Raw genomic sequence first — 22,470 nt, 5'->3', positions numbered from 1 at the left:
CGTGAGGATAGCTGATAAGCTGCTGCTGTAGCTCGGACAAATCAGCTATGGACCTGGCATCGACGAATGTAACGGCGTCTGAATATTCGTCGTTGGCTAGAAGAAGAATGCAAGATGTCGTGAGCGCGTTGTCAAACAGATTGCTATCGGAGTCGAAAATAATGATGTATCGCAGTGTCTTGCTCTTGAGCAAATATTTCTTGATCATCGTACCATAATCAGCATTGAGAAACTCTAATGGAACAATGTAGGCTGCTCTTCCATTGACTGATAGCTGATTGGCTGATTTAAGGAGAAACATCGTGTAGATGTTCGTTAAGCCGCTCAATGTCATGCCGAGACGCGACTCAAACTCCTGTAGGCTTGCCGTCCTGTTTTTGTACTGCTGAAATTTTAAGTACGGAGGATTGCAGATAATCCCGTCGTATCGACTATTCCAGTCGTTGAACATGTAATCTTTATGCAATAGCTCAATATTTGTATAATCAGAGCTTGAAAATAGGAGCCTCGCGCGCTCCAAAACCACCGGGTCAATGTCATATCCCAGCAAGTCAAATCTATCTGCATCGGGTCGATCCAAAATTGCACGTAGGAGCATACCTAATCCAACGGCTGGATCAAGGATTCGGCGGCATGAAGGGTTACTGACGACCCACTGTGCCATGAATGCAGCGACATTAGAAGGGGTGAAAAATTGCCCTAGCCGTTTTCTGTGGCTATCAGGCACCGATGCAGTATATGCTTCTTCGGGCACAGAGCTGAAGAACGCTGTTTGATCGATCATGCTCCGCCTGCACATCTGTTCATTGCAGTGTACGTCATGACAAACGATGCCTTGCTACCGTTCCGTAGAACGAGTTGGATAGCGCATTCTACTCAGCGCCATGCATACGTGCAAGTAAGACGACCTGGTGCCACAAACAACGACGGGAGCGGCAATACCGCTCCCGTTGTTTCTGCCGAATAGATAGACGTTGGCTACGGATTCACCACGTCCACATCGCTGGCTTTGACGAAGCCGAAGCGGTGGTTGAAGAAGATCAGATAGTACTCGGTCTGGCCCTCGACCACGGTGTGCTCGGCGGGGTTGAGCCGGTAGACCGGCGCGGCGTAGTAGTCGGCCTTCACCTTCTCCTGCGAGACATAGATCTGGCCCGCCGGAATGTCGTAGATCTTCTCCAAGGGCTGCGGCGTGATGCCTGGCGGATAGGCCGACGCCTCAGGGTAGGCCCGTCCGTACACCGCGATCGACGCTAGCCCGGCCTTGGGCGTTACCAGCGTGCCGCTGCCGGGCGTCGTGTTGCTGTTGTCGGGGTTGTAGAACCACGCCTTCTGGCCGCTGAAGTAGATCGCATCCCAGTCGCCCTGGCGCTCGACGCGATAGAACTGCTGGCCGGTCGCCGCCTTGTTGGCCCAGTTGTTGGCGCGCGTGGCGTACGACTGAGCCGGGTTGATGTATGGGTTAATGATGTACGGCGCGGAGAAGCTCGGCGCGGTGCGCAGATAGACGAAGCTGGCCGACTGGCGCGGCACCTCGCGGCAGTTAGTCGACGTGTAGCAGTAGGTCATCAGCGGTTGGTTGGTGGCGAAGTTCGGGTTGATCGTGACGATGTTGCTGTCGCGATCACCGCTGCTAGGATTGATCGGCGCGCCCATCAGCGTCATGTAGTGCGCCCAATCCCAGAACGGACCCGGGTCCCAGTGCATGCCCGCCTGTCGGCTGCGCGTCATGCCCGGCACGTCGTCGTGGCCGATGATGTGCGCGCGATCGAGCGGAATATCGTACTTCTGCGCCAGGTAGCGCACGAGCCGCGCCGACTGTTGGTACATGCGCTCGCTATACCACGTCGCGCCCTCGATCGCGTAGCCCTCGTGCTCGAAGTTGATCGAGTGCGAGTTGATATACCAGTTGCCCGCCGTCCACGCAACGTTCTTGTTATCGACCATCTGGGTGATCTGGCCGTCGGATGCGCGCAGGACGTAGTGCGAGCTGACGTAGGCGCGCGGGTTCTGGAAGAGGCGGATCGTGGGCACATACGGCGTTTCGGTGTCGTGGATCACGATATACTGAATGTCAAGGCCATCCGCTTCACGATCGGCCAGATCGTAGTTGCCGTAGTCCGAGAGGTTCTTCGGGTTGTTGAGCACATACGCGGCGGGCATGATCCGGCAGGCCAGGCCATTGGGACAGTCAGCGCCGGTGTACTTGGTGTTGCGCAGGTGCAGCGAGTCGGCGGTGCTAGTGTTCGGCTCGACGCTCGCAGCGGCCAGCGTCACCTGCTGGCCCTCGCTGGTTGTGCGCGCGCTGCCCCGGTTGATCGTGGCAAACACGGTATTGGCGTAGCCCAGCGCAACGTCGGCCTCCTGCGAGCCGCTGTATTTCGCGACAGCGCCGTACCAATCGGCCTCGGCGGCGGGCGTCGTGCCGACGGTTTCGCGGGCATACTGCGCGAGCAGCGCCGCGCCGCCGCGAATGTTCTGCGCGGCATCCTGCTTGAGCGCCTCCGGGTGGAGGCCCAGGAGCTCGGCTGCGGCGTGCAGCGTATTGGCGCTCGCATCGTCAACGGCACTCCGCTCGATGGCGTCGAGGTCTTCGCCCTTGGCCTCCTGCTGCGCGATGCTGGCAATGTCGGTCAGATGCATGACGCCATAGCCGCCGGAGGTGCTGGGCTCGCCATCGTGGTGCTCCCAGCGTGACTCGTTGTAGGCGACCGCGAGCAGCACACTTTCCGGCACGCCAAACTCCTGGGCGGCAGCGGCGAAGGCGCTCTGGATCGCGTTGGGATCGGTTTCGGCGACGGGCGCTGCTGCGAGGGGCGCAGCAAGGCAGATAAAACTCCCGACCACGAGAAACGTGAACAGGGTCCACCAGCGAGGACGTTGTCGATGCGGCATTGCAGATCCTCCTAGAAAAATAGCCGGCAGAATCAGGGCGCATGGTCGAGAAACAGCCGATTCTGCATCAAAACGGGGGAAGGTTTGGGGGGCTCCCCCAACCCCGGGCCTGTCGGCGTACGATGCCCGGCGGCGCGCGGCTCTGACACGCCGCCGGACCGACCGACTCTTACTTGCGGTTCAAGATCTCCATCAGGTGAAAATCCTTGATCTGCGGGATCAGCGCGGCGGCCTGCTGACGGATCGACGGCAGGTGCTTGTACACGTTATCGCCGGGGCATGCGGTGGCGACGCAGCTACCGGCGCGGCCCCAGTCGCGGTGGCCGCAGACGCGGTAGTTGGTGAGCTTCGGACGGCACCAGTCGCTCGGCTTGGGATAGGCATGCTGCTCAAGCGGATTGAAGCCGTGGTAGGCCGACTCCAGCGCCGCCATGCGCATCGCGCTATCGAGCGCCTCGCGGGTTGGCTCGCCGCCGGGATAGGGCACGTCGCGCGCGCCCGGCTGGAACTGACCAAGCAGGCAGACGCCGCAGTTGTAGTGGTTGTAGCGATAGACATGTCCGGCCTCGGTGCCATCGCCGCCGTCGCGTCCCTGATAGACGTTGCCGTACTGATCGACCAGGAAGTGATAGCCGATGTCGCCCCAGCCGAGATAGATCGCGTGGTAGTACCAGATCGCGCGCAGGGTTGCCACCGGATTTTCGGGATTGTTCGCGCCTGCCGTGTGGTGGATCGTCACGAACTGGAAGAGATACTGGCCCGTGTAGGGCGGCCAGTAGCGCGGGTCATCTGGCGCGATATAGCCCGGTCCCCAGCCGTTCGGCCCGTCGCGCAGGATCAGCCGGGCGGTTGGCGCGCCGCCGTTGCCCACGCGGAACGGGATCGCCTGGCCGCGCGCGTCCAGATCGGCGAGCGTCGGCGCGTCCAGGGCATCGATCTGCGTGGCAGTGACGCGATGCACCGTCGGTGAGACGCTGGGATCGCCCGTTCCCAGGATGATGCGATACTGCATCATGCTGGCGCGGCCCAGCTCAACGGGATCGGTGTAGGTTTCGTAGCTCGACGGCGTGGCGCGCTGTTCGCGGGCTTCGATCTCGTGGCCGACCTGCGACCAGCCGCTCCACTGCTGTCCATCCTGGCTGCTGCGCACCTCGACGGCGATCGTCGTGCCGGACGGAAGATCGGCGACCCAGTGCATCGCGACCATGTTGAAGCGACCGGGTACGCGCTGTACCTCGGAGACGAACGTACGGCTGCTCTGAAACGAGCCGTCGGCGTTGCGCAGCAATTGAAGATCGCCGTCGGCGTCCGAGGCAGCTGCTTCAATCGTGCTGCCGTCGTTGCGCGGCAGCGTGTGCCAGTCGCGCGCGCGAACATCGGCGGTAGCGGCCAGCGTTCCGTTTGCCTGGAGCGATGACGGGTGGGCTGCGTGAGCGGCGCTGGTACGCATACGGACAATGTCGGGCGCTCCAATCAGTGCGCCTGTGGCAAGCGCGCCTTTCAAGAACGTCCGACGGTTGGGGTGCGAATGCGAACGATCGGCCATAGCTGGATCTCCTTATGCAACAACTGCTGGGGAGTGAAACTGGTGGATGTGATCCGAAACTGTAGATGTCTGGACGGGTGCGAAACGACGCTTGACAAGCGTCGGGCCTGTGGACTATAGTGGTATAGACCACCTGGATGGTTCTTTAAAACTATTTTAACACAAATGTTCATGCTCAACAAGCACAGTCCCGTTCCACTTTATCTCCAGCTTAAAAAGCTGCTCGAAGCGCAGGTTGCCAGCGGCGATCTGCCGCCGCATGGTCGAGTGCCCTCGGAGCGCGAGCTCAGCGAGCAGTACGACATCAGCCGGATGACGGCGCGGCAGGCGCTCACCGAGCTGATTCAGGAAGGGCGGCTCTACACCAGTCGCGGCAAGGGCACCTTCGTCGCGGAGCCCAAGATTCGCCAGAGCGTGCAGGCGCTCACGAGCTTTACCGAAGACATCCGCTCGCGCGGCTTTACGCCGACGACGCGGCTGGTGCGGCTGGAGATGACGGCGGCAAGCGGTACGCTTGCGGCGCGGCTGCGCATCGCCGAGGGATCGTCGGTGGTCTGTGTTGAGCGGCTGCGGCTGGCCGACGATGAGCCGATGGCGCTTGAAACCGCCTGCCTGTCGTTCGTCGGCGCTGAGCGGCTGCTGGCGATGAACCTTGAAGGCTCGCTGTACGCCGTGCTCCAGGACACGTTCGGGATTATTCCGTGCGAGGCGGTGCAAGAGTTCGAGGCGATGCTGGCGCGGCCTCGTGAGCGCGCGCTACTGCATCTGACCGAAGGCGCGCCCGTGCTGCGGATTCAGCGCACCACCTTCGACGCCGAGCAGCGTCCGTTCGAGTTCGTCCAGTCGATCTATCGCGGCGATCGGTATCGCTTCGTGGCGCGGCTGCTGCGCGGGGGAGAAGCATGAAGCGCTCACTGGTCGATCTGGTCGGGCAAAGCCTGATGCTCAGCTTCGAGGGGCGGCAGGCCACGCCCGACGTGCTCAAGGCCCTGGCCGAGACGCGCGCGAATGGCGTGATTCTCTTCGCGCACAACATTGGCTCGCCCGCCGAGCTCCACGCGCTGAATCGCCAGCTACAAGCCTATGCCGCCGCGATCGGGCTGCCGCCGCTGCTGATCGCGATCGATCAAGAGGGCGGCACGGTCACACGGCTGCGCGCGCCGCTGACGACGCCACCCAGCCAGATGGCGCAGGCGGCGACCGGCGATGCAGCCGCCGCCTACGATTGCGCGCGGATCACCGGGCGGCAGCTGCGGGCGTTCGGGATCAACGTCAACTTCGCGCCCGTGCTGGATGTCAACTGCAATCCGGCCAATCCGGTGATCGGCACGCGCTCATTCGGACAGGATGCCGCAGCGGTCGGCGAGTTTGCGCTGGCGGCGCTGCGCGGCTACCACGAGGCCGGCGTGATCGCCACGGGCAAGCATTTTCCGGGGCACGGCGATACCGACATCGACTCGCATCTTGGGCTGCCGACGGTGCGCCACGAGCGCGCGCGGCTGGATCAGATCGAGCTTGCGCCGTTCGTCGCGGCGCTGCGGGCAGGCATTCCAGCGCTGATGAGCGCGCATATCATCTTTGCGGCGCTGGATGAGCATCCGGCGACGCTCTCCGCGCCGATTCTGACTGATCTGCTGCGGCACAGGCTGGGCTTCGACGGCCTGGTCTTTACCGATGCGCTGGATATGCAGGCGGTGGCGGCGCAGTACGCGCCCGCCGAGGCGGCGCTGCGCTCCAAAGCGGCGGGCGCGGATGTCTTGCTGCCGCTGGGCTCGCTCGAATCGCAGATCGGCGTGGCGCGGGCGCTGGCGGCTGCTGTGGAAGCGGGCCACCTGTCGCGGGAGGCCTTCGAGGCGACGGCGCGGCGTCTGGATGCGCTGCGGGCGACGTACCGGATCACGCACGAGCTACCGCCGTACGAGGAGCCGGACCCCGCGCTGTACGACGCGGCGCTGGAGATTGCCCGCCGCAGCGTGACGCTGATCGGGGGCAAGGGTGCGCTGCCGCTAGCCCGCGAGACGCGGCTGGCGCTGATCGATTGTGTGCTGCCGCGCTTCTCGCTCGTGGAAGAAGCTTTCGAGCGGGCGGCGCTGCTGCGCTCGCTGGTGGCGGGGGCGTTTCCCAACAGTACCAGCCTGGCGCTCAGTCCCAATCTGACCGACGACGATCTGGCGCAGGCGCGCGCGCTGGCTGAGGAAAGCGATGTGGTGGTGCTGGTGACGCGCAACGCGGCGCTGATTGCGGAGCAGGCCCGCCTGGCGCGTATGCTGGCGGCGCTTGGCCGCCTGCTGATCCATGTCGCGGCGCGCAGCCCATACGACGCGGCGGTCGTTTCCGGCGCGGCGGCTACGCTGCTGACCTATGGCGATCCCGATGTTTCGCTGCACGCGCTGGTCGATGTGCTTGCCGGGCGGTCGCGGCCCACAGGCAGCCTGCCGGTGACGCTACCGGCGGCGCTGCAAGGAGTAGTCAACTAATGGTGCGGCCAGGTATCAGCGTGCTGATCGAAGCTCGCCGCGATCTGCTGACGAATCGGCGGATCGGCGTGCTGACCAATGCCAGCGGCGTGCTGCCCGATCTGACCAGCAGCTTCCGCGCGCTGATGCGCTACGCCGATGTGCGCGCGATCTTCACGCCTGAGCACGGATTGTACGGCACGGTCGCTCCCGGCGAGCATGTCGCCAGTGGTTTCGATCGCACGGGCGTGCCGATGTACAGCCTGTACGGCGAGCGCCTCGCGCCGACGCTGGAGCAGCTTGCAAAGCTGGATGCGATCGTCTGCGATCTGCAAGATGTCGGCTGCCGGTTTTACACCTATGCCTGGACGATCATCAAAACGATCGAGGCGGCGGCTCAGGCGAGCGTGGCGGTGATCGTCGCCGATCGGCCCAATCCGGTCGGCGGCACGATCGAGGGTCCCGGCGTGGAGCCGGAGCTGCGCACGCTGGTGGGCCTGCACGATGTGCCCGTACGTCACGGCCTGACGCTGGGCGAGCTGGCGCGGCTGGTCAACCACGAGGCCGATCTGGGCTGCGATCTGACGGTCGTGCCGTGCGCTGGCTGGCAGCGCTCGATGCTGTGGGCGGAGACGGGCCTGCCGTGGGCGGTGCCGTCGCTCAATATTCCCGCAGCGGAGACGGCGCTGGTCTATCCCGGCACCTGTCTGCTGGAAGGGATCAACGTCTCAGTCGGGCGCGGCACCACCAAGCCCTTCGAGTGGCTGGGCGCTCCCTGGATCGATGGCGTAGATCTGGCCGAGGCGCTGAACGGGCTGGATCTGCCCGGCGTGCGCTGGCGTCCGGTCGCCTTTCAGCCGCAGACCTCGGTCTATGACGGGAGCTTCTGCCAGGGCGTTCAGCCGCATGTGATCGATGCCGCCGCGCTGAAGCCCGTGGCGCTGGGCCTGGCGCTGATCGCGGCGATCGCCCGCCTGTATCCCGCAGATCTCGACTGGAATGCGGCCCACTTCGATCGACTGGCCGGGACGGGCCGGATTCGTCAGGCGATCAGCGCCGGAGCGCCGATCGCGACGATCACGGCGTCCTGGCCCGCGTACGAGCAAGCCTTTCGCGCGCGAACGGCACCTGTGCTATTGTATGCCGATCGTTGAAAGGAGGTCATGGCGCTTTGCTCCATCACTATTCGCCATCGGTTTTGTCGCTCAATGTGGAGGATTAAATGAAACAGAAATGGATCTCCTGGCTCCTGCTGCTTGCGCTGCTCGTCCCGGTCCTGGTGGCGTGCGGCTCGCCGTCGGGTGAGACAACCACGCCGGGCACCAGCGCGCCGCCTGCCGCCAGCGCATCGCCCGCCGGAAGCCCGGCAGCGGGCGCGACGGCTCCGGCTGCCGAAACACCGGCCACGACAGAAACCACCGCCGCGACCGGCGATAATCTGGCGGTCAGCAAGAGCGGCTTCAAAGGCACGCTGCAATACTGGGCGCTCAACTACCAGCCCGACGGCGGCAACCAGACCGGCAAGCTGACCGACGCCGCGATTGCCGCGTTTACCAAGGCCAACCCCGACATCAAGGTCGAGGTCACGGGCTATACCGGCGATCAGGCGGGCTTTACCAAGCTGACCCAGGCGGTGCAGGGCGGCCAGGCGGTCGATGTCTTCCGTCTGCCGTCGGACATTCTGCCGCTGCTGGTGCAGGATGACCTGGTCGCGCCGATCGACGAGTTTCTGACCGAGGAAGACAAGGCCGACATCTACCCGAACCTGCTGGAGGCCGTGAGCATCGAGGGCAAAGCCTATGCGTGGCCGCTGTGGGTGCCGCCGGTCGGTATGTACCTGAACCTGGATGTCTTCAAAGAGAAGGGCGTCGATCCGCCGAAAGCGGGCTGGACCTACGAGGAGTTTGTCGAGATCGCTAAGAAGCTGACCTTCACCCGCGAGAATGGCGAGCAGGTCTACGGCTACACGGCGGTGATCGATCCCGGCGTGGTCAACTCCTGGCCGATCATCCTGGGCGATGGCGGCTCGCCGCTGAGCCAGGACAACACGAAGTACACCTTCGACAGCCCCGAGTCGATCAGCGGCCTACAGAAGCTCGTCGATCTGGCGCAGGTCCACAAGGTGACGCCGCCCGACTTCGGCACGCAGACCGGCCAGGACATCTCGACCGGCTTCAAGGAGAAGAAGGTCTACGCGATGTACAGCGAGCCGAGCGGCGCGTCGTCGGGCTACAAGGCGGACGGCCTCAACTTCGACGTGATCGACATGCCGATCGGCAAGTCGGGCAAGCCGATGACGGCGGGCGGCATCGGCCTGATCTCGGTCGCGGCGAACGACGACCAGACCAAGCTTCAGGCGGCGATGGACTTTGCGCGCTACCTGACGAGCGCGCAGGTCGGCAAGGATGTGCAGGGCTACTACCTCGCGCCGGGCGCGCGCAAGTCGGTCGAGGTCAGCGACCCGATCAGCAAGTTCGTGCCGTTTGTCGAGCACACCTACATCACGCCGATCATTGCGGAGTGGCCGCAGATCCGCACGATCATCCATCCGCAGATTCAGAACGCCGTGCTGGGCCAGATCAAGCCCGACGAAGCGCTCAAGGCTCCGGCGGCGGAGATCAACGGTATTCTGAGCAAGTAGGAGGCAAGGCCCTCACCCCATCGCCCTGGTGTGGGTGAGGGCCTGCTGATCCATCGAGGAAAAACCCCCTATGGCAAATGTAGCTCTGGAAAAATCCCGTAGATCGCCGCTAAGCACCGGCTCCAGAATCAGGCGATTCTTCCGACGATACGGCTGGGGCTATGCCTTTGTGCTGCCGAGCATGCTGACGTTCACGATCTTTGTGCTGATCCCGGTCGTCTGGTCATTCTTGATCTCGCTGCAAGACTTCCGGCTACGCGGCAACAGCAGATGGGTCGGTATCGATAACTACGTCGAGGCGTTCACCACGCAGAGCGGCGTGTTCGTGACGGCGCTCGGCAATACGCTGTACTACACCGTGCTGACCGTGACCGCCAATATTTTCGTCGCGCTGATCCTTTCCAGCCTGATCCAGCCGCTGAACAAGTACGCGCAAACATTTTTCCGAGCGGCCTACTACCTGCCTGCCGTCACCAGCGCGGTGATTATCGCGATGGTCTGGCGCTGGATGTACAACACACAGTGGGGTTTTTTGAACTTCTTGCTGAGCCTGGTGGGTCTTGGCCCGGTGCGCTGGCTGTCCGATCCGAATATCGCGCTCAACAGCATTACGCTCTCGACGATCCTGACGATTCCGGCGACGGGCGTGGTCTTGTTCAGCGCGGCGATGGGCGGCATTCCCAAAGATTTCTACGAGGCGGCGGAGCTGGACGGCGCGGGGCCGATCCGCAAGTGGTGGAACATTACGCTGCCGCTGATCAAATCGACAACGCTCTATCTTGTGGTGCTCTACACCATCGCCAGCTTCGAGGTCTTTGAAAAAGTCTTCGTGATGGTGCCGAGCGGCGTCGGCAACTCGACGCAGACGATCGTCACGCAGATCTATCAGAATGGCTTTCAGCAGTTCCGCTACGGTGTCGCGGCGGCGCAGGCGTTTATTCTCTTCCTGATTATCGCGTCGGTGGCGGTGGTGCAGTTCCGGCTGCTGCGTAGCGACGTGGAGTATTAGACGATGGCAGTTGCGACAGACTACGCCCCGACCAGGCCACGTGCGCGGCGAAGCTGGCTCTCGATTCTGGCCTGGGCCGTGCTGATCGTCACGACGATCATCTCGCTGTGGCCGATGTACTGGCTGTTCGTCACGGCCCTAACGCCGACGCGCGAGACGATCAAGGTGCCGCCGGATCTGATCCCGATCCATGCCAGCCTGGAAAATTTTGATCGGCTCTTCAACCAGGCGCGCAACTACTGGCGCTGGGCGCTCAATAGCCTGACCGTAACGCTGAGCATCACGCTGTTCCATATTTTCTTCGATACGCTGGCGGGCTACGCCTTCGCCAAGAAGCAGTTTCCGGGCCGAAACATCATGTTCTGGATCATCCTGAGCACGCTGATGATCCCGGCGCATGTGACGCTGGTGCCGCTGTATATCGTGACGCGCCAGCTTGGGCTGATCGATAGCCTCTGGGCGGTGATTCTGCCCGGCACCGCCGATGTCTTCGGCATCTTCCTGATGCGGCAGTATATCCAGACGCTCCCCTCGGAGCTGGAAGAGGCGGCGCGGATCGACGGATCGACCGAGATCGGCGTTTTCTGGAATGTGATCCTGCCGCTCTCCAAGCCAGCGCTCGGCGCGCTGGCGATCTTTACCTTCGTGCGCTCGTGGAATGCGTTTCTCTGGCCGCTGATCGTGCTGCAAAAGAGCGTCCACTATACGCTGCCGGTGGGCGTTGCCAGTCTTCAGGGCGAGTTCAGCACCGACTACGGGCTGATCTTCGCGGGCGCGGCGCTCGCGGCGCTGCCGATGGTGATCTTTTTCCTGGTGTTCCAGCGCTACTTCCTCGAAGGCGTGCGCATGGGCGCGCTCAAGGGCTGACGGTTGGGAGCTGCGATGCTGGTGATTGGGCTGATCTCAGGCACCTCGATCGACGCGATTGACGCGGCGCTGGTCGCGATCGAGCGGGTGGACGATGCGCTGCGCCTGGATGTGCGCGCGTTCACGATGCAGCCGTTCGACGAGGCGCTGCGCGAGCGGGTGCGGGCGCTGCTGCCGCCGCAGCGCGGCACGACCTCCGAGGTCTGCGAGGTTAATGTGCTGCTCGGCCAGGCGTTTGCCGACGCAGCCAATGCCGTGGCGCAGCAGGCGGGCGTCGCGCTGGCGGAGGTCGATCTGATCGCCTCGCACGGCCAGACGGTCTATCATCAGGTGGTGCCCGGCGCGGTGCGCTCGACGCTGCAACTGGGATCGCCCGCGGTGATTGCCGAGCGAACCGGCTGCACGGTGGCGGCGGACTTCAGGCCGCGCGATATGGCGGCGGGCGGCGAGGGCGCGCCGCTGGTGCCGTATCTCGATCACCTGCTCTTTACCGATGATCGTCTGCATCGCGCCGTGCAAAATATCGGCGGTATCGGCAATGTGACCCATCTTTCGCCCAACGGCGCGGAGCTGGCCTTCGATACCGGCCCCGGCAATGTGCTGATCGACGAGGCGGTGCGGCTGCTGAGCGGCGCCGCGACAACCTTCGACCGCGATGGACAGATGGCGGCGCGGGGTCGGATCGACGAGGTGCTGCTGGCCGCGTGGCTGGCGCATCCGTTCTTCGAGCTGCCGCCGCCCAAATCGACCGGGCGCGAGCAGTGGGGGCCGGGCGAGGCGCGGGCCTATGTCGCGCAGGCGCGGGAGCGTGGCCTCTCGCCCGACGACACGATCGCGACGCTGACCGCGCTGACGGCGCGCAGCATTGCGCTGGCCTACGAGCGCTACCTGCCGCAGGTCGACGAGGCGCTGATCGGCGGGGGCGGCGCACGCAATCCCACGCTGATGCGGATGTTGCAGGCGGTGCTCGGCTCCACCAGGGTGCGGCCCGTGGACGATCTGGCGCTGAGCGCCGACGCCAAAGAGGCGGTCGCGTTTGCGCTGCTGGGCTACGCCGCCCTGCATGGCTGGCCGAACAACGTTCCGGCAGCGACCGGCGCGGCGCGTCCGGTGGTGCTGGGCAGTATCACGCCCGGCGATTCGTACCGCGCTGTGCTCAGGCGCGTGTTATCCGCGCCGACCACGCCACCGCGCCGCGCCTATCTGATCGAACCGTAGCCCGCAGAAGGAGATAGCCATGCCCGATATGCTGGTCAAGCTCTACACGCTCCCCGAGGTGGAGCCGCTGATCGCGGCGCAGCGCGCGGCAGGCGTCGATATTCGCCGGGCGCTGGCACCGGAGAAGCACGTGGTGGTCGATTGGGTGCGGCAGCACTGGAGCCTGCCCTGGGCCAGCGAGTGCGAGGTCACATTTGCCAACCAGCCGGTATCGTGCTTTGTGGCGGTGGAGGCGGAGCGTCTGGTTGGGTTCTCGTGCTACGACGCGACCTGCAAAAATTTCTTCGGCCCGATCGGCGTCGATCCGGCGGTACGTGGCCGCGACATCGGGCGAGTGCTGCTGCTGGCCTGTCTCCACGCGATGGCGGCGCAGGGCTTCGGCTACGCGATCATCGGCGGCGTCGGACCAGCCGAGTTCTATGCCAGGACGGTCGGCGCGGTGCTGATCGAAGATTCGACGCCCGGTGTGTATCGCGGCATGCTGCGCGCGAAGCCACAAGCAGATGAACACGCTGTGTAGGGGGTAGAGGTTGAGCCTGAATCAGACCATAACCGAGGCGATCAATCCGTCGACAGCGGAGATCGACACGCTTGGAACGCGCGAGATCGTCGCGGCGATTGCGGCGGAGGATGCGAGGGTCGCTCCGGCGGTAGCGGCGGTCGGCGACGCTATCGCGCGGCTGGCCGATGTGGTCGTGGCGCGCATCGAGCGCGGCGGTCGGCTGATCTATATCGGCGCGGGCACGTCGGGACGGCTGGGCATGATCGACGCGGCTGAGTGTCCGCCGACCTACGGCGTCGATCCGGGGCTGGTCGTGGCGCGGATCGCCGGAGGGCCGCGCGCGCTGATCGAGTCGATCGAGGCGGTCGAGGACGATGCCGCGCTGGGCGCGCGAGACATCGCCGAGCTGAACGTAGCAGCCGACGATGTGGTGCTGGGTATCGCCGCCAGCGGTCGCACGCCCTACGTGCTGGGCGCGATCTCCGAGGCGCGAAGGCGCGGCGCGTTCGTGGCCGGTCTGGCCTGCGCGCATCCGTCGGCGCTGGCCGAGGCTGTGGACCTGATCATCGCGCCGGTCGTCGGCCCTGAGGTGATCTCCGGCTCGACGCGGATGAAGGCAGGCACGGCCCAGAAGCTGGTGCTCAACACGCTCAGCACTACGGTGATGATCCGCCTGGGCAAGACCTTCGGCAACCTGATGGTCGATGTGCAGCCGACGAATGAGAAATTACGTCAGCGCGCTGCCAGTATCGTAGCGAGGGCAACAAACGTTAATTTAAATGAAGCCCGGCGGCTGCTCCAGGCCGCGGATTACGAGGCGAAAACGGCGGTGGTGATGGCCCTGGCGGGAACGGACGCGGCGGAAGCCCGTCGTCGTCTTGCCGCGAGCGCCGGTCATGTGCGGCGGGCGCTCGCCGACATGCACGCCGATGGCTGAGCTAATCCTGGGCGTCGACGGCGGGGGCTCCAAAACCCGCGCCCTGCTCGCAGGCTGCGACGGCGCTATCCTGGGCGTCGGCACAGCTCGATCGAGCAATTACCAATCGGTTGGCTGGGATGCCGCGACCAGCGCGCTGCGTCAGGCGATCGACGCGGCGCTGAGCCATGCGGGAGCGAACGACACGATCGTCGCGGCCTGCTTTGGCCTGGCCGGTGTCGATCGACCCGCCGACCGGGAGCTGTACACAGCGTGGGTAACGCGCCAGGCGTTCGCGCCACGCTTCACGATCGTCAACGATGCGGAGCTTGTGCTGGCGGCAGGGACGCCCACGGGTTGGGGCGTGGCGCTGATCTGCGGCACCGGCTCGATCTGCTACGGTCGTGCTCCCGATGGCCGCACTGCTCGCGCCGGGGGCTGGGGATATCTCCTCGGCGACGAAGGCAGCGGCTACGACATCGGCGTGCAGGCGCTCCGTCTGGCGACGCAAACCGCCGATGGACGAGCGCAGGCTCACGCGGTACTCTCCGCAATCCTCGACCACTGGCAACTGACGGATGCCAGCGCCCTGATCGGTCATGTCTATCGGCCTGAAACCACGCGGGCGATGATCGCGACGCTGGGGGGACAGATCGCGAATCTCGCCGCGCAGGGTGATTCCGATGCACAGGCGATCATGGACCGCGCCGCGCTTGAGCTGGGACGGCTGGCGGCGGCGGTGGTGCGCAGGCTGGATCTGTCGGAGCCGCCCGTGGCCTGCGGCGGCGGTCTGCTCGTCGCCAATGCCGGATTGCAGCAGGGAATCGTCGCTCACGCGGGCGTGCCGCTCGGCCCGCTCCGCACGGTGGACGATCCGGCCCGTGGCGCGCTGGTGATCGCACGTCGGCTCCTTGAAACGCCCGCTTCAAGGTAGGAAGAACGCAGCCGTTCAGCACACACAATGTCGTGATGAAAGGAATCTCACATGCAACGCTTTATGAGCATGGTTGGTTTGTTGGCGATGCTGCTAGGCGCTCTAGCGGCTCGGCCAGCCCAGGCCACAACATCCGAGTTTCGCGCCTACTGGGTCGATGCCTTCGGCGCTGGTCTTTTCAACGAGGCCGAGATCGATAAGCTGATCGCCGATACCAAAGCCGCCAACATGAACGCGATCGTCGCGCAGATTGGGCGGCGCGGCGATTGCTTCTGCAACAAGGCGATCATGCCGCGCACCCAGGCAGGGATCGCGCCGCTGCCCTTCGATCCGCTCCAGAGCCTGATCGACAAGGCGCACGCACAGGGCATCGAGGTGCATGCCTGGATCATTACCACGGCGATCTGGAACAGCGCCGTCGCGCCGCTCGATCCGCGCCACGTCTTCAACCAGCACGGCCCGTCCAAGACCGGCGCGGACAACTGGATCATGCTGCGCTCCGACGGCGCGAATCGCGGCGGAACCGATTACTACCTCGATCCGGGCCATCCCGACGCCGCCGACTATATCGTGAGCATGTACACCAGCGTCGTCGAGAACTACGATGTCGACGGCATCAACTTCGACCGCGTGCGCTACCCGGATTTCACGCTGGGCATCAACATTCCGTCGTGGGGCTATAATCCCGTGTCCGTGGCGCGCTTCCAGGCCGCGACGGGTCGCACCGACCGGCCAGCGCCGACCGATCCGCAGTGGGCGCAGTGGCGGCGCGATCAGGTGACGAACATCGTGCGGCGGGTCTATCTTGAAACCTACAAGATCAATCCGAACGTGCGCGTCAGCGCCGATACGATCACCTATGGCTACGGCCCGCAGACCCAGGGCGGCTGGGAGAATACGCGCACCTACGCCGAGGTGCTGCAAGACTGGCGCGGCTGGATGGAAGAGGGCATTCTCGACCTCAACATCCCGATGAACTACAAGCGCGAGCACTTCGTCACGGAGCCGAACAACCAGCAGCGCATGTACCATGAGTGGAACGAGTTTATCAAGGATCAGCAGCACAATCGTCAGGCGGCGATCGGCTCGGCGATCTACCTGAACTATGTCGGCGCTGGCGCGGATCACGTCGGCGGCGGCTCGGTGGCGCAGGTCCGCAAGGCGCTCGCGCCCAGCGCGGCGGGCAACTCAGCCGTTGGCTGGGTCGGCTACTCGTACCGCACGCCCGACAACCTGACCAACGAGGGCCGACGCTCCGGCGATATTGGCCGCGCCGAGCTGACCAAGGCGCTCACGCAGCCGAGCGCGTACGATCCGATCACGCCGCCGGTCTTCGCCGATGGTGCCGTGGTGCCGGAGATGACCTGGAAGACGCAGCCGACCAAGGGCCATCTCGCGGGCACCGTGACGACCGAGGACGGCACGCCGTTCGATCAGATCCGCGTCGAGCTGTACGACGCCGAGACGGATGCCTTTGTCGCCGCGAAAGTGACCAACGGCTCCGGCTGGTTCGGCTTTGTCGATCTCGCGCCGGGCCGCTACAAGGTGATCGTCGACGGCGAGCGCGTGACCGGACGCCGCGTGGCGGTGGTGACGGTCGAGGCCGGACAGGTCGCCAGCGCCGAGCTGACGCCGTTCGCGAAGGGCCACGAAGGCCGTCGCCCGGTCAAGTCCGATGAGGGCTTCGATCCCGGTGAGGAGCAGGTGTATCCCAACGGCGAGCGCTAGCGCAGGAGCGCAGGACGGACGGGGCGGCGCAAGCTGCCCCGTTTGGTTAACCGGAGTGGTAACGACAGGATCAGACCATGACTTCTTTGCTTGAACAGGAGATCCACAGCCAGCCTGAGGTGATCGCGCGCCTGCTGGATCGTCAGATCGGGCCGGTCGCGCGGATCGCGGAGCGGCTGCCGGAGTTTAGCTACGCGCTGATCGCCGCGCGGGGCTCGTCCGATCACGCGGCGACGTACGCTACGTATGCCTGGGCCAGCCTGGCGGGCTATCCCGTGGCGCTGGCGACACCCTCGCTGTACACGCTCTACCATACGCCGCCGCGCCTGTCGGGCGCGCTGGTGGTCGGGATCTCACAGTCGGGACAGTCGCCGGACATCGTGGCGGTGCTGGAGGAGGGCAGGCGGCAGGGACGGCCCACGCTGGCGATCACCAACGACGCCGCATCGCCGCTGGCCGCCGCAGCCGACCATGTGATCGAGCTGCACGCCGGGCAGGAGCGCAGCGTCGCGGCGACCAAAACCTACACGGCGCAGGTGACGGTGATGGCGTTGCTCGCGGCGACGCTCAGCCGCACGAGTGAGCGGCTGGACGAGCTGCGGCAGCTTCCCGAAGCGCTGGCGACGACGCTGGCGGGCGTCGACGGCGTTGCGCAGCGGGCCGAGCGCTATCGCTACATGGAGCACTGCATCATCATCGGACGCGGCTACAACTACGCGACGGCCTTCGAGCTATCGCTCAAGCTCAAGGAGCTGACCTACGTGGTGGCGAATGCGTACTCCTCCGCCGATTTTCGTCACGGCCCGATCGCGATGATCGGCGAGGGCGCGCCCGTGATGCTGATCATGCCCGACGGCGCGGCCTTTGACGATATGCTGGCGCTGGCCCACGAGCTGAGAGCGCGCAGCGCAGAGCTGCTGATCGTCTCCGATCGCCAGGATGTGCGCGATCTGGCGACCACGTTTCTGCCGCTGGCCGCGCCGCTGCCCGAATGGCTCAGCCCGATCACCGCGATCGTGCCCGGCCAACTGCTGGCGCTGCATCTGGCGCTCGCTAAAGGCTTCGAGCCCGACAGGCCGCGCGGGCTGCAAAAGGTGACGCTGACGCGGTAGGGGCCGATAGAACAAGCGAACAAGGCAACAAAGAACAAAGGGGCAACCTGGAACGAGGAAACAGAACGATGCTGCACCAGTACGCCGAGGTCAACGGGATTCAGTTGCACTATGTGACGGAGGGCAGCGGCACGCTGATGCTCTTCCTGCACGGCTTTCCCGAATTCTGGTATGCCTGGAAGCACCAGCTTGCGGAGTTTGGCCGCGATCATCAGGCGGTCGCGCCAGATCTGCGGGGCTACAACCTGTCGTCGAAGCCCGCCGAGGTGGAGCAGTACCAGATCCCGCTGCTGGTCGAGGATATTCGCGGGCTGATCGAGCACCTGGGCCACTCGCGCTGCATCCTGGTGGGGCACGACTGGGGCGGCGTGGTGGCGTGGCATGTTGCACTGTCGTATCCGGCGTATCTGGAGAAGCTGATCATCATCAACGCGCCGCATCCGACGATCTTTAGCCGTGAGCTGCGCGATAACCCGAAGCAGCGCAGCGCGAGCAGGTACATGGCTCGCCTGCGCAGCGCCGAAGCCGAGCAGCGGCTGGCGGCAGACGACTACGCGGCGCTCAAGAATACGCTGCTGACCGCGGGGCTGCAAAACGGCTACATGACGGAGGCGGATCAGGCGGCGTATCTTGAGGCGTGGTCGCAGCCGGGCGCGCTGACTGGGGCGCTGAACTACTACCGGGCGATGGGCAGCGTCGATCACCCCTCGGACGTGGTGCAGACGCCGACGCTGGTCATCTGGGGCGAGCAGGATAGCTTTGTGCTGACCGGCAGCCTGGAAGGGCTGGACGCGGTCGTGCCGCATCTCACGCTCAAGCGCGTCGCCGATGCGTCGCACTGGATCATCCACGAGCAGCCTGAGCTGGTCAACCACACGATCCGCGCGTTTATCGAGGATTGACCATAGCTTGATCCAGGCGCACGGTCGGCAGACAGCAAAGCGGGACACGCATGGCGCGTGTCCCGCTGTCGATCAATGCGATCGATGTCAGGCGCGAGCGTAGTAGCGGCGAATGAACAGCCCCGACAGCACCACGACGATCGCATAGGCGATCAGCAGCCACGGGCTATCGAGCAGCTTGTCGGTCAGGCCAGTGTCGGGCAAGGTCTGCGCCTGCTGCGCCGCCTGAGTCGGAGCGGGATTGTTCACCGAGACGTTGGTGGCGTATCCGGCCATGCTCTGGAACTCGGCGCTGGGCGCGGGGAATACCGTGCCGACCGGCATGTACAGCGTTAGCTCCTGGCTCGACGTATTTTCGACCTGGATCTGGCCCTGGCCCTGATAAAAGTCGTCGGTCGCGCCGATCTTGAGCTTCTCGCCGATGCCCTGCCACGATCCGGCGGTCATCTTGATCTGGTTATTCTTGAGCGCGTCGATCACCGAGGTCGCGCCCTGCGGTGCTGCGGGCTGCTGCAAGTTCTGTGCGATCTCATTGCCGACATTGCCCGGCTGTGGAGCGTCGGTCGCGCCGCGCGCCTTCCAGATCGCGAGCTGTACCTCGCGCGCGCTGCTGCCGGTGTAGCCTTTGGCGAGGGCGTTGTTGAGCGCTCCGACCACGGTCGGATCGGCCACGTTGGTTGGCGGTAGGCCAACCTGTTCCGGGAATTTCTTGCCGTAGTCGATACAGAAGCTTTGGAAGTCGATCGTCGCCTTGCCGCCTGGCACCAGGGTGAACGTTTGATTCGCGTTGGTGTTCTGCGCCGAGGCAGTGCTACCCCACGCAACCATCGAAAGCAGCGCCAGAAGCGCTACCCACGCTAGCCGAACCCGCATCTCTTTTCTCCTCTCCTGCGAGTACCTGGTTGTCGCAGGGAGAAATGCAAGAAGCAGACCAGGGAGGACCGGCCACCGATTGATCGGCTCGTCTGGCCTTGAAGCCGCTGAGACGCGAGCGTTTATCATTGACCCGCGATCACAGCGGGTGTATCATGGCTCTAACCACTAGGTTTCCTAGTACATCTCTCCACACTGTACCTCTGCATTTCAACCGCGATTCTGCTCGGTTGACATAACCTGTCGTTTGGACATCATCACGGCCTCATTTTCGATCCCTGAATGATTGTTGCAGGTTCAGAAAAGACTTCGAGTACTGCTCTGCCGAAGGTTAATCAGCTCCACTACGTCCGCCCGGTGATGAAAGACCCGGTCGAAGTGCAAGATGCTTGATCGCATCTGCCCTTTGTTAACGTCCAGGCTGCTGTGTCTCCGGTGGCAATCTTGTGTCCTGTATGTACGCGCGTTGGGTTGGCTTCGTGTAGGCCGCACGAAGCAGCCGAACACGTCTCCATGCCGACACGGTAAAGGAGGTTGCAATTTGTCGAAAGCCAAAAAGCAGGCGCGCAAAAAAAAGGAAAAGCACGGCAAGCGGACGGCGTCTGTTTCAACGCGGGGTCGGCTACAAACAGGAGAACCCAACATGGAAGAGCATAATGGTCACGATACGCCTCAGGAATCCGCTGGCGATATGCCGCACGGCGAGATGAATGCACCAAGCTCCGGCGGCGGAATGGGTGCGCAAAGCTCCGGTGAGATGCCAGGCGGCCAGATGGAAGGGCAGGAGTCTTCGATGGAGCCTGCTGGCGCTGGCGGAATGCCGGGTGGCGGCATGGAGCACGGCGAGTCGGGCGAATCTGGGGACCAACTGGAGCAGGTGTTGGTCGAGATACGCATGCCTCGCACGCAGGCCGCGAGCGAAGCGTACAGCATGGCCGCGTCGTTTAGCGTTCCGGGCTTTCAGGTGGATACCAGCTTCCCGCCGATTCCGAGCAGCACGTCGCTCGGCGCGGAAAGTGCCAGCGCGCTGGAGGAAGAGGTTGTGGTCGTGCGCGGCATGATCGATCCGCGCCGCATCCCTGAGCTGGAGGCCCAGCCGAATGTGGTCGGCGTGTATAAAGATACGCCGATCGCGCCGTTTACCACAACGGGCGTGATCGAGCTGGAGTCGAGCCTGGTGCAGCCGGTTCAGGCGGCGATGGCGACCTGTCCGATCGGCACGTGCGATTGCACGCCGGGCACCGCCAAGGGCGTGATCGAAGATGTGGCGCACTATCTCGGCGTCGATCAGATCTGGGCGGCGGGCTACCACGGCGAAGGCATCGTGGTCGGCGTGGTCGATGGCGGCATCACCGCGCTGGGTCGCACGCCCAGGCCGGGCGAAACCGCCAAGATTCCACGAGTGATCGGCGGCTGGCCCACCACAAGCTGGGGCACCACGGCGAGTGCCTGGGGCGATCACGGCAACATGTGCGCGACCGATGTGCTGGGCATGGCTCCGCAGGCGCAGATCTACGATATTCGGATCTCGGACGGGCCGTTCATCTCGAACGCGCTGGCCGGGTTCCAGTGGGCGATCAACCAGCGTGCTATCGATGGCACGCCGCATATCCTGACCTGTAGCTTCGGTATCTTCCAGGAGGGCTGGGACCCGGTCTATGCGACGAATCCGAGCCATCCCTTCACCAAGAAAGTCGTCGAGGCGATCGACAAGGGCATCATGGTGCTCTTCGCGGCTGGCAACTGCGGCAACACCTGTCCCGATGGGCGCTGCGGGCCGGACACCGGGCCGGGCCGCAGCATCTGGGGCGCGAACGGCCATCCACGGGTGATCACGGTCGGCGCGGTCAACACCAGGGAGCAGTTTGTGGGCTACAGCAGTCAGGGACCGGCGGCGCTCGATTCCAGAAAGCCCGACTTCTGCTCGATCACCCATTTCAAGGGCTACTTCGGCAGCGACAGCGGCACCTCGGCGGCGACGCCGATCGCGGCGGGCGTAGTGGCGCTGCTCAAGCAGGGCAAGCCCGATCTGACCCAGGATCAGGCCAAGGCCGGGCTCCAGCAGAAGGCCAAAGACATCGGCGCTGCGGGCTGGGATCAGCACTCCGGCGCGGGCATCATCCAGGCCAAGGCCACCTTCGATCTGCTCGTGCCGAAGGCCGCCTGGAGCGGCTGGGAGAGCCTGGGCGGCTTCTGCCTGGAATCGCCCGCCGTGGCCTCGTGGGCACCCAACCGGCTGGACGCCTTCGTGATCGGCAGCGACAGCGCGATGTATCACAAGTGGTGGGACGGCGCATCGTGGAACGGCTGGGAGCATCTCGGCGGCTTCTGTCTCTCGTCACCCGCCGCGGTTTCGTGGGATGCGAACCGGATCGACACGTTCGTGATCGGCAGCGACAGCGCGATGTGGCACAAATGGTGGGACGGCGCATCCTGGAACGGCTGGGAGCATCTCGGCGGCTTCTGCCTGCATGGTCCCGCAGCGGCGTCGTGGGCACCCAACCGACTGGATACCTTCGTGATCGGCAGCGACAGCGCGCTGTATCACAAGTGGTGGGACGGCGCGACGTGGAGTGGCTGGGAGCATCTCGGCGGCTTCTGCGTCTCGTCGCCTGCTGCGGTTTCGTGGGGCGCGAACCGGATCGATACGTTCGTGATCGGGTCGGATCGGGCGCTGTGGCACAAATGGTGGGACGGCGCGGGCTGGAGCGGCTGGGAAAGCCTGGGCGGCTTCTGCCTGAACGGGCCTGCCGTGGCCTCGTGGTCCGCCAATCGGCTGGATGTATTCGTGATCGGGTCGGATCGGGCGCTGTGGCACAAATGGTGGGACGGCGCGGGCTGGAGCGGCTGGGAAAGCCTGGGCGGCTTCTG

At 64.4% G+C, this 22,470-nt stretch carries 18 protein-coding genes; 14 read left to right on the top strand and 4 right to left on the bottom strand.

Going from position 1 to position 22,470, the window contains the following annotated elements:
* The 3 genes from VFZ66_16210 to VFZ66_16200 form a co-directional block, all read right to left on the bottom strand.
* Positions 1-784: N-6 DNA methylase (locus tag VFZ66_16210; GenBank protein ID HEX6290735.1), on the bottom strand; the 784-nt coding region annotated here is incomplete at its 3' end.
* Between the two features lie 194 nt (positions 785-978).
* The gene (locus tag VFZ66_16205; GenBank protein ID HEX6290734.1) at positions 979-2,895 is read right to left on the bottom strand and encodes a peptidoglycan recognition family protein; all 1,917 of its coding nucleotides are present in this window, start codon (positions 2,893-2,895) and stop codon (positions 979-981) included.
* A 169-nt stretch (positions 2,896-3,064) separates the two neighbouring features.
* Positions 3,065-4,441: a peptidoglycan recognition family protein gene (locus VFZ66_16200; GenBank protein ID HEX6290733.1), complete on the bottom strand. Its 1,377-nt coding sequence runs from the start codon at positions 4,439-4,441 to the stop codon at positions 3,065-3,067.
* Between the two features lie 171 nt (positions 4,442-4,612).
* On the opposite strand from VFZ66_16200, the gene VFZ66_16195 reads away from it, so the two are divergent.
* The 13 genes from VFZ66_16195 (at position 4,613) to VFZ66_16135 (ending at position 18,726) form a co-directional block, all read left to right on the top strand.
* On the top strand, positions 4,613-5,347 hold the full coding sequence (locus VFZ66_16195) for a GntR family transcriptional regulator (GenBank protein HEX6290732.1): 735 nt from the start codon (positions 4,613-4,615) through the stop codon (positions 5,345-5,347).
* Entirely contained in the window at positions 5,344-6,918 is a 1,575-nt protein-coding gene (nagZ, locus tag VFZ66_16190; protein HEX6290731.1) for a beta-N-acetylhexosaminidase, read from the top strand. Before VFZ66_16195 ends, nagZ begins: the two co-directional genes overlap by 4 nt.
* Positions 6,918-8,051: a DUF1343 domain-containing protein gene (locus tag VFZ66_16185; protein HEX6290730.1), complete on the top strand. Its 1,134-nt coding sequence runs from the start codon at positions 6,918-6,920 to the stop codon at positions 8,049-8,051. The genes nagZ and VFZ66_16185 overlap by 1 nt, the downstream gene beginning before the upstream one ends.
* A 68-nt stretch (positions 8,052-8,119) precedes the next feature.
* Positions 8,120-9,538, top strand: a complete 1,419-nt coding sequence (locus VFZ66_16180; protein ID HEX6290729.1) for a sugar ABC transporter substrate-binding protein — start codon at positions 8,120-8,122, stop codon at positions 9,536-9,538.
* A 70-nt stretch (positions 9,539-9,608) separates the two neighbouring features.
* Entirely contained in the window at positions 9,609-10,547 is a 939-nt protein-coding gene (locus tag VFZ66_16175) for a sugar ABC transporter permease (GenBank protein HEX6290728.1), read from the top strand.
* A gap of 3 nt (positions 10,548-10,550) precedes the next feature.
* Positions 10,551-11,414 carry a carbohydrate ABC transporter permease gene (locus tag VFZ66_16170; GenBank protein ID HEX6290727.1) on the top strand — a complete coding sequence of 288 codons (864 nt, stop codon included), beginning with the start codon at positions 10,551-10,553 and terminating at the stop codon, positions 11,412-11,414.
* Positions 11,415-11,429: 15 nt separating this feature from the next.
* Complete coding sequence (locus VFZ66_16165; protein ID HEX6290726.1) at positions 11,430-12,632, top strand: anhydro-N-acetylmuramic acid kinase; 1,203 nt, start codon at positions 11,430-11,432, stop codon at positions 12,630-12,632.
* A 19-nt stretch (positions 12,633-12,651) separates the two neighbouring features.
* A complete protein-coding gene (locus tag VFZ66_16160) occupies positions 12,652-13,152 on the top strand; it encodes a GNAT family N-acetyltransferase (protein HEX6290725.1) in 501 nt (166 codons plus the stop codon).
* Between the two features lie 10 nt (positions 13,153-13,162).
* A complete protein-coding gene (murQ, locus tag VFZ66_16155; GenBank protein ID HEX6290724.1) occupies positions 13,163-14,071 on the top strand; it encodes an N-acetylmuramic acid 6-phosphate etherase in 909 nt (302 codons plus the stop codon).
* Complete coding sequence (locus tag VFZ66_16150; protein ID HEX6290723.1) at positions 14,064-14,984, top strand: BadF/BadG/BcrA/BcrD ATPase family protein; 921 nt, start codon at positions 14,064-14,066, stop codon at positions 14,982-14,984. The genes murQ and VFZ66_16150 overlap by 8 nt, the downstream gene beginning before the upstream one ends.
* A gap of 51 nt (positions 14,985-15,035) precedes the next feature.
* Positions 15,036-16,712, top strand: coding sequence for a family 10 glycosylhydrolase (locus VFZ66_16145; protein ID HEX6290722.1), 1,677 nt, complete (start codon positions 15,036-15,038; stop codon positions 16,710-16,712).
* Between the two features lie 77 nt (positions 16,713-16,789).
* Positions 16,790-17,824, top strand: coding sequence for an SIS domain-containing protein (locus VFZ66_16140; protein ID HEX6290721.1), 1,035 nt, complete (start codon positions 16,790-16,792; stop codon positions 17,822-17,824).
* A 68-nt stretch (positions 17,825-17,892) separates the two neighbouring features.
* On the top strand, positions 17,893-18,726 hold the full coding sequence (locus VFZ66_16135) for an alpha/beta hydrolase (protein ID HEX6290720.1): 834 nt from the start codon (positions 17,893-17,895) through the stop codon (positions 18,724-18,726).
* 87 nt (positions 18,727-18,813) lie between these two features.
* On the opposite strand, the gene VFZ66_16130 is transcribed toward VFZ66_16135, so the two are convergent.
* Complete coding sequence (locus VFZ66_16130) at positions 18,814-19,599, bottom strand: hypothetical protein (GenBank protein HEX6290719.1); 786 nt, start codon at positions 19,597-19,599, stop codon at positions 18,814-18,816.
* Positions 19,600-20,242: 643 nt separating this feature from the next.
* On the opposite strand from VFZ66_16130, the gene VFZ66_16125 reads away from it, so the two are divergent.
* A partial coding sequence (locus VFZ66_16125; GenBank protein HEX6290718.1) for a S8 family serine peptidase occupies positions 20,243-22,470 on the top strand: 2,228 nt, incomplete at its 3' end.

The organism is Herpetosiphonaceae bacterium (genome assembly GCA_036374795.1).
GTDB lineage: Bacteria > Chloroflexota > Chloroflexia > Chloroflexales > Kallotenuaceae > LB3-1.
Note: the sequence above shows the minus strand (reverse complement) of the source record. Positions and strands in the feature narration are given on the sequence as shown.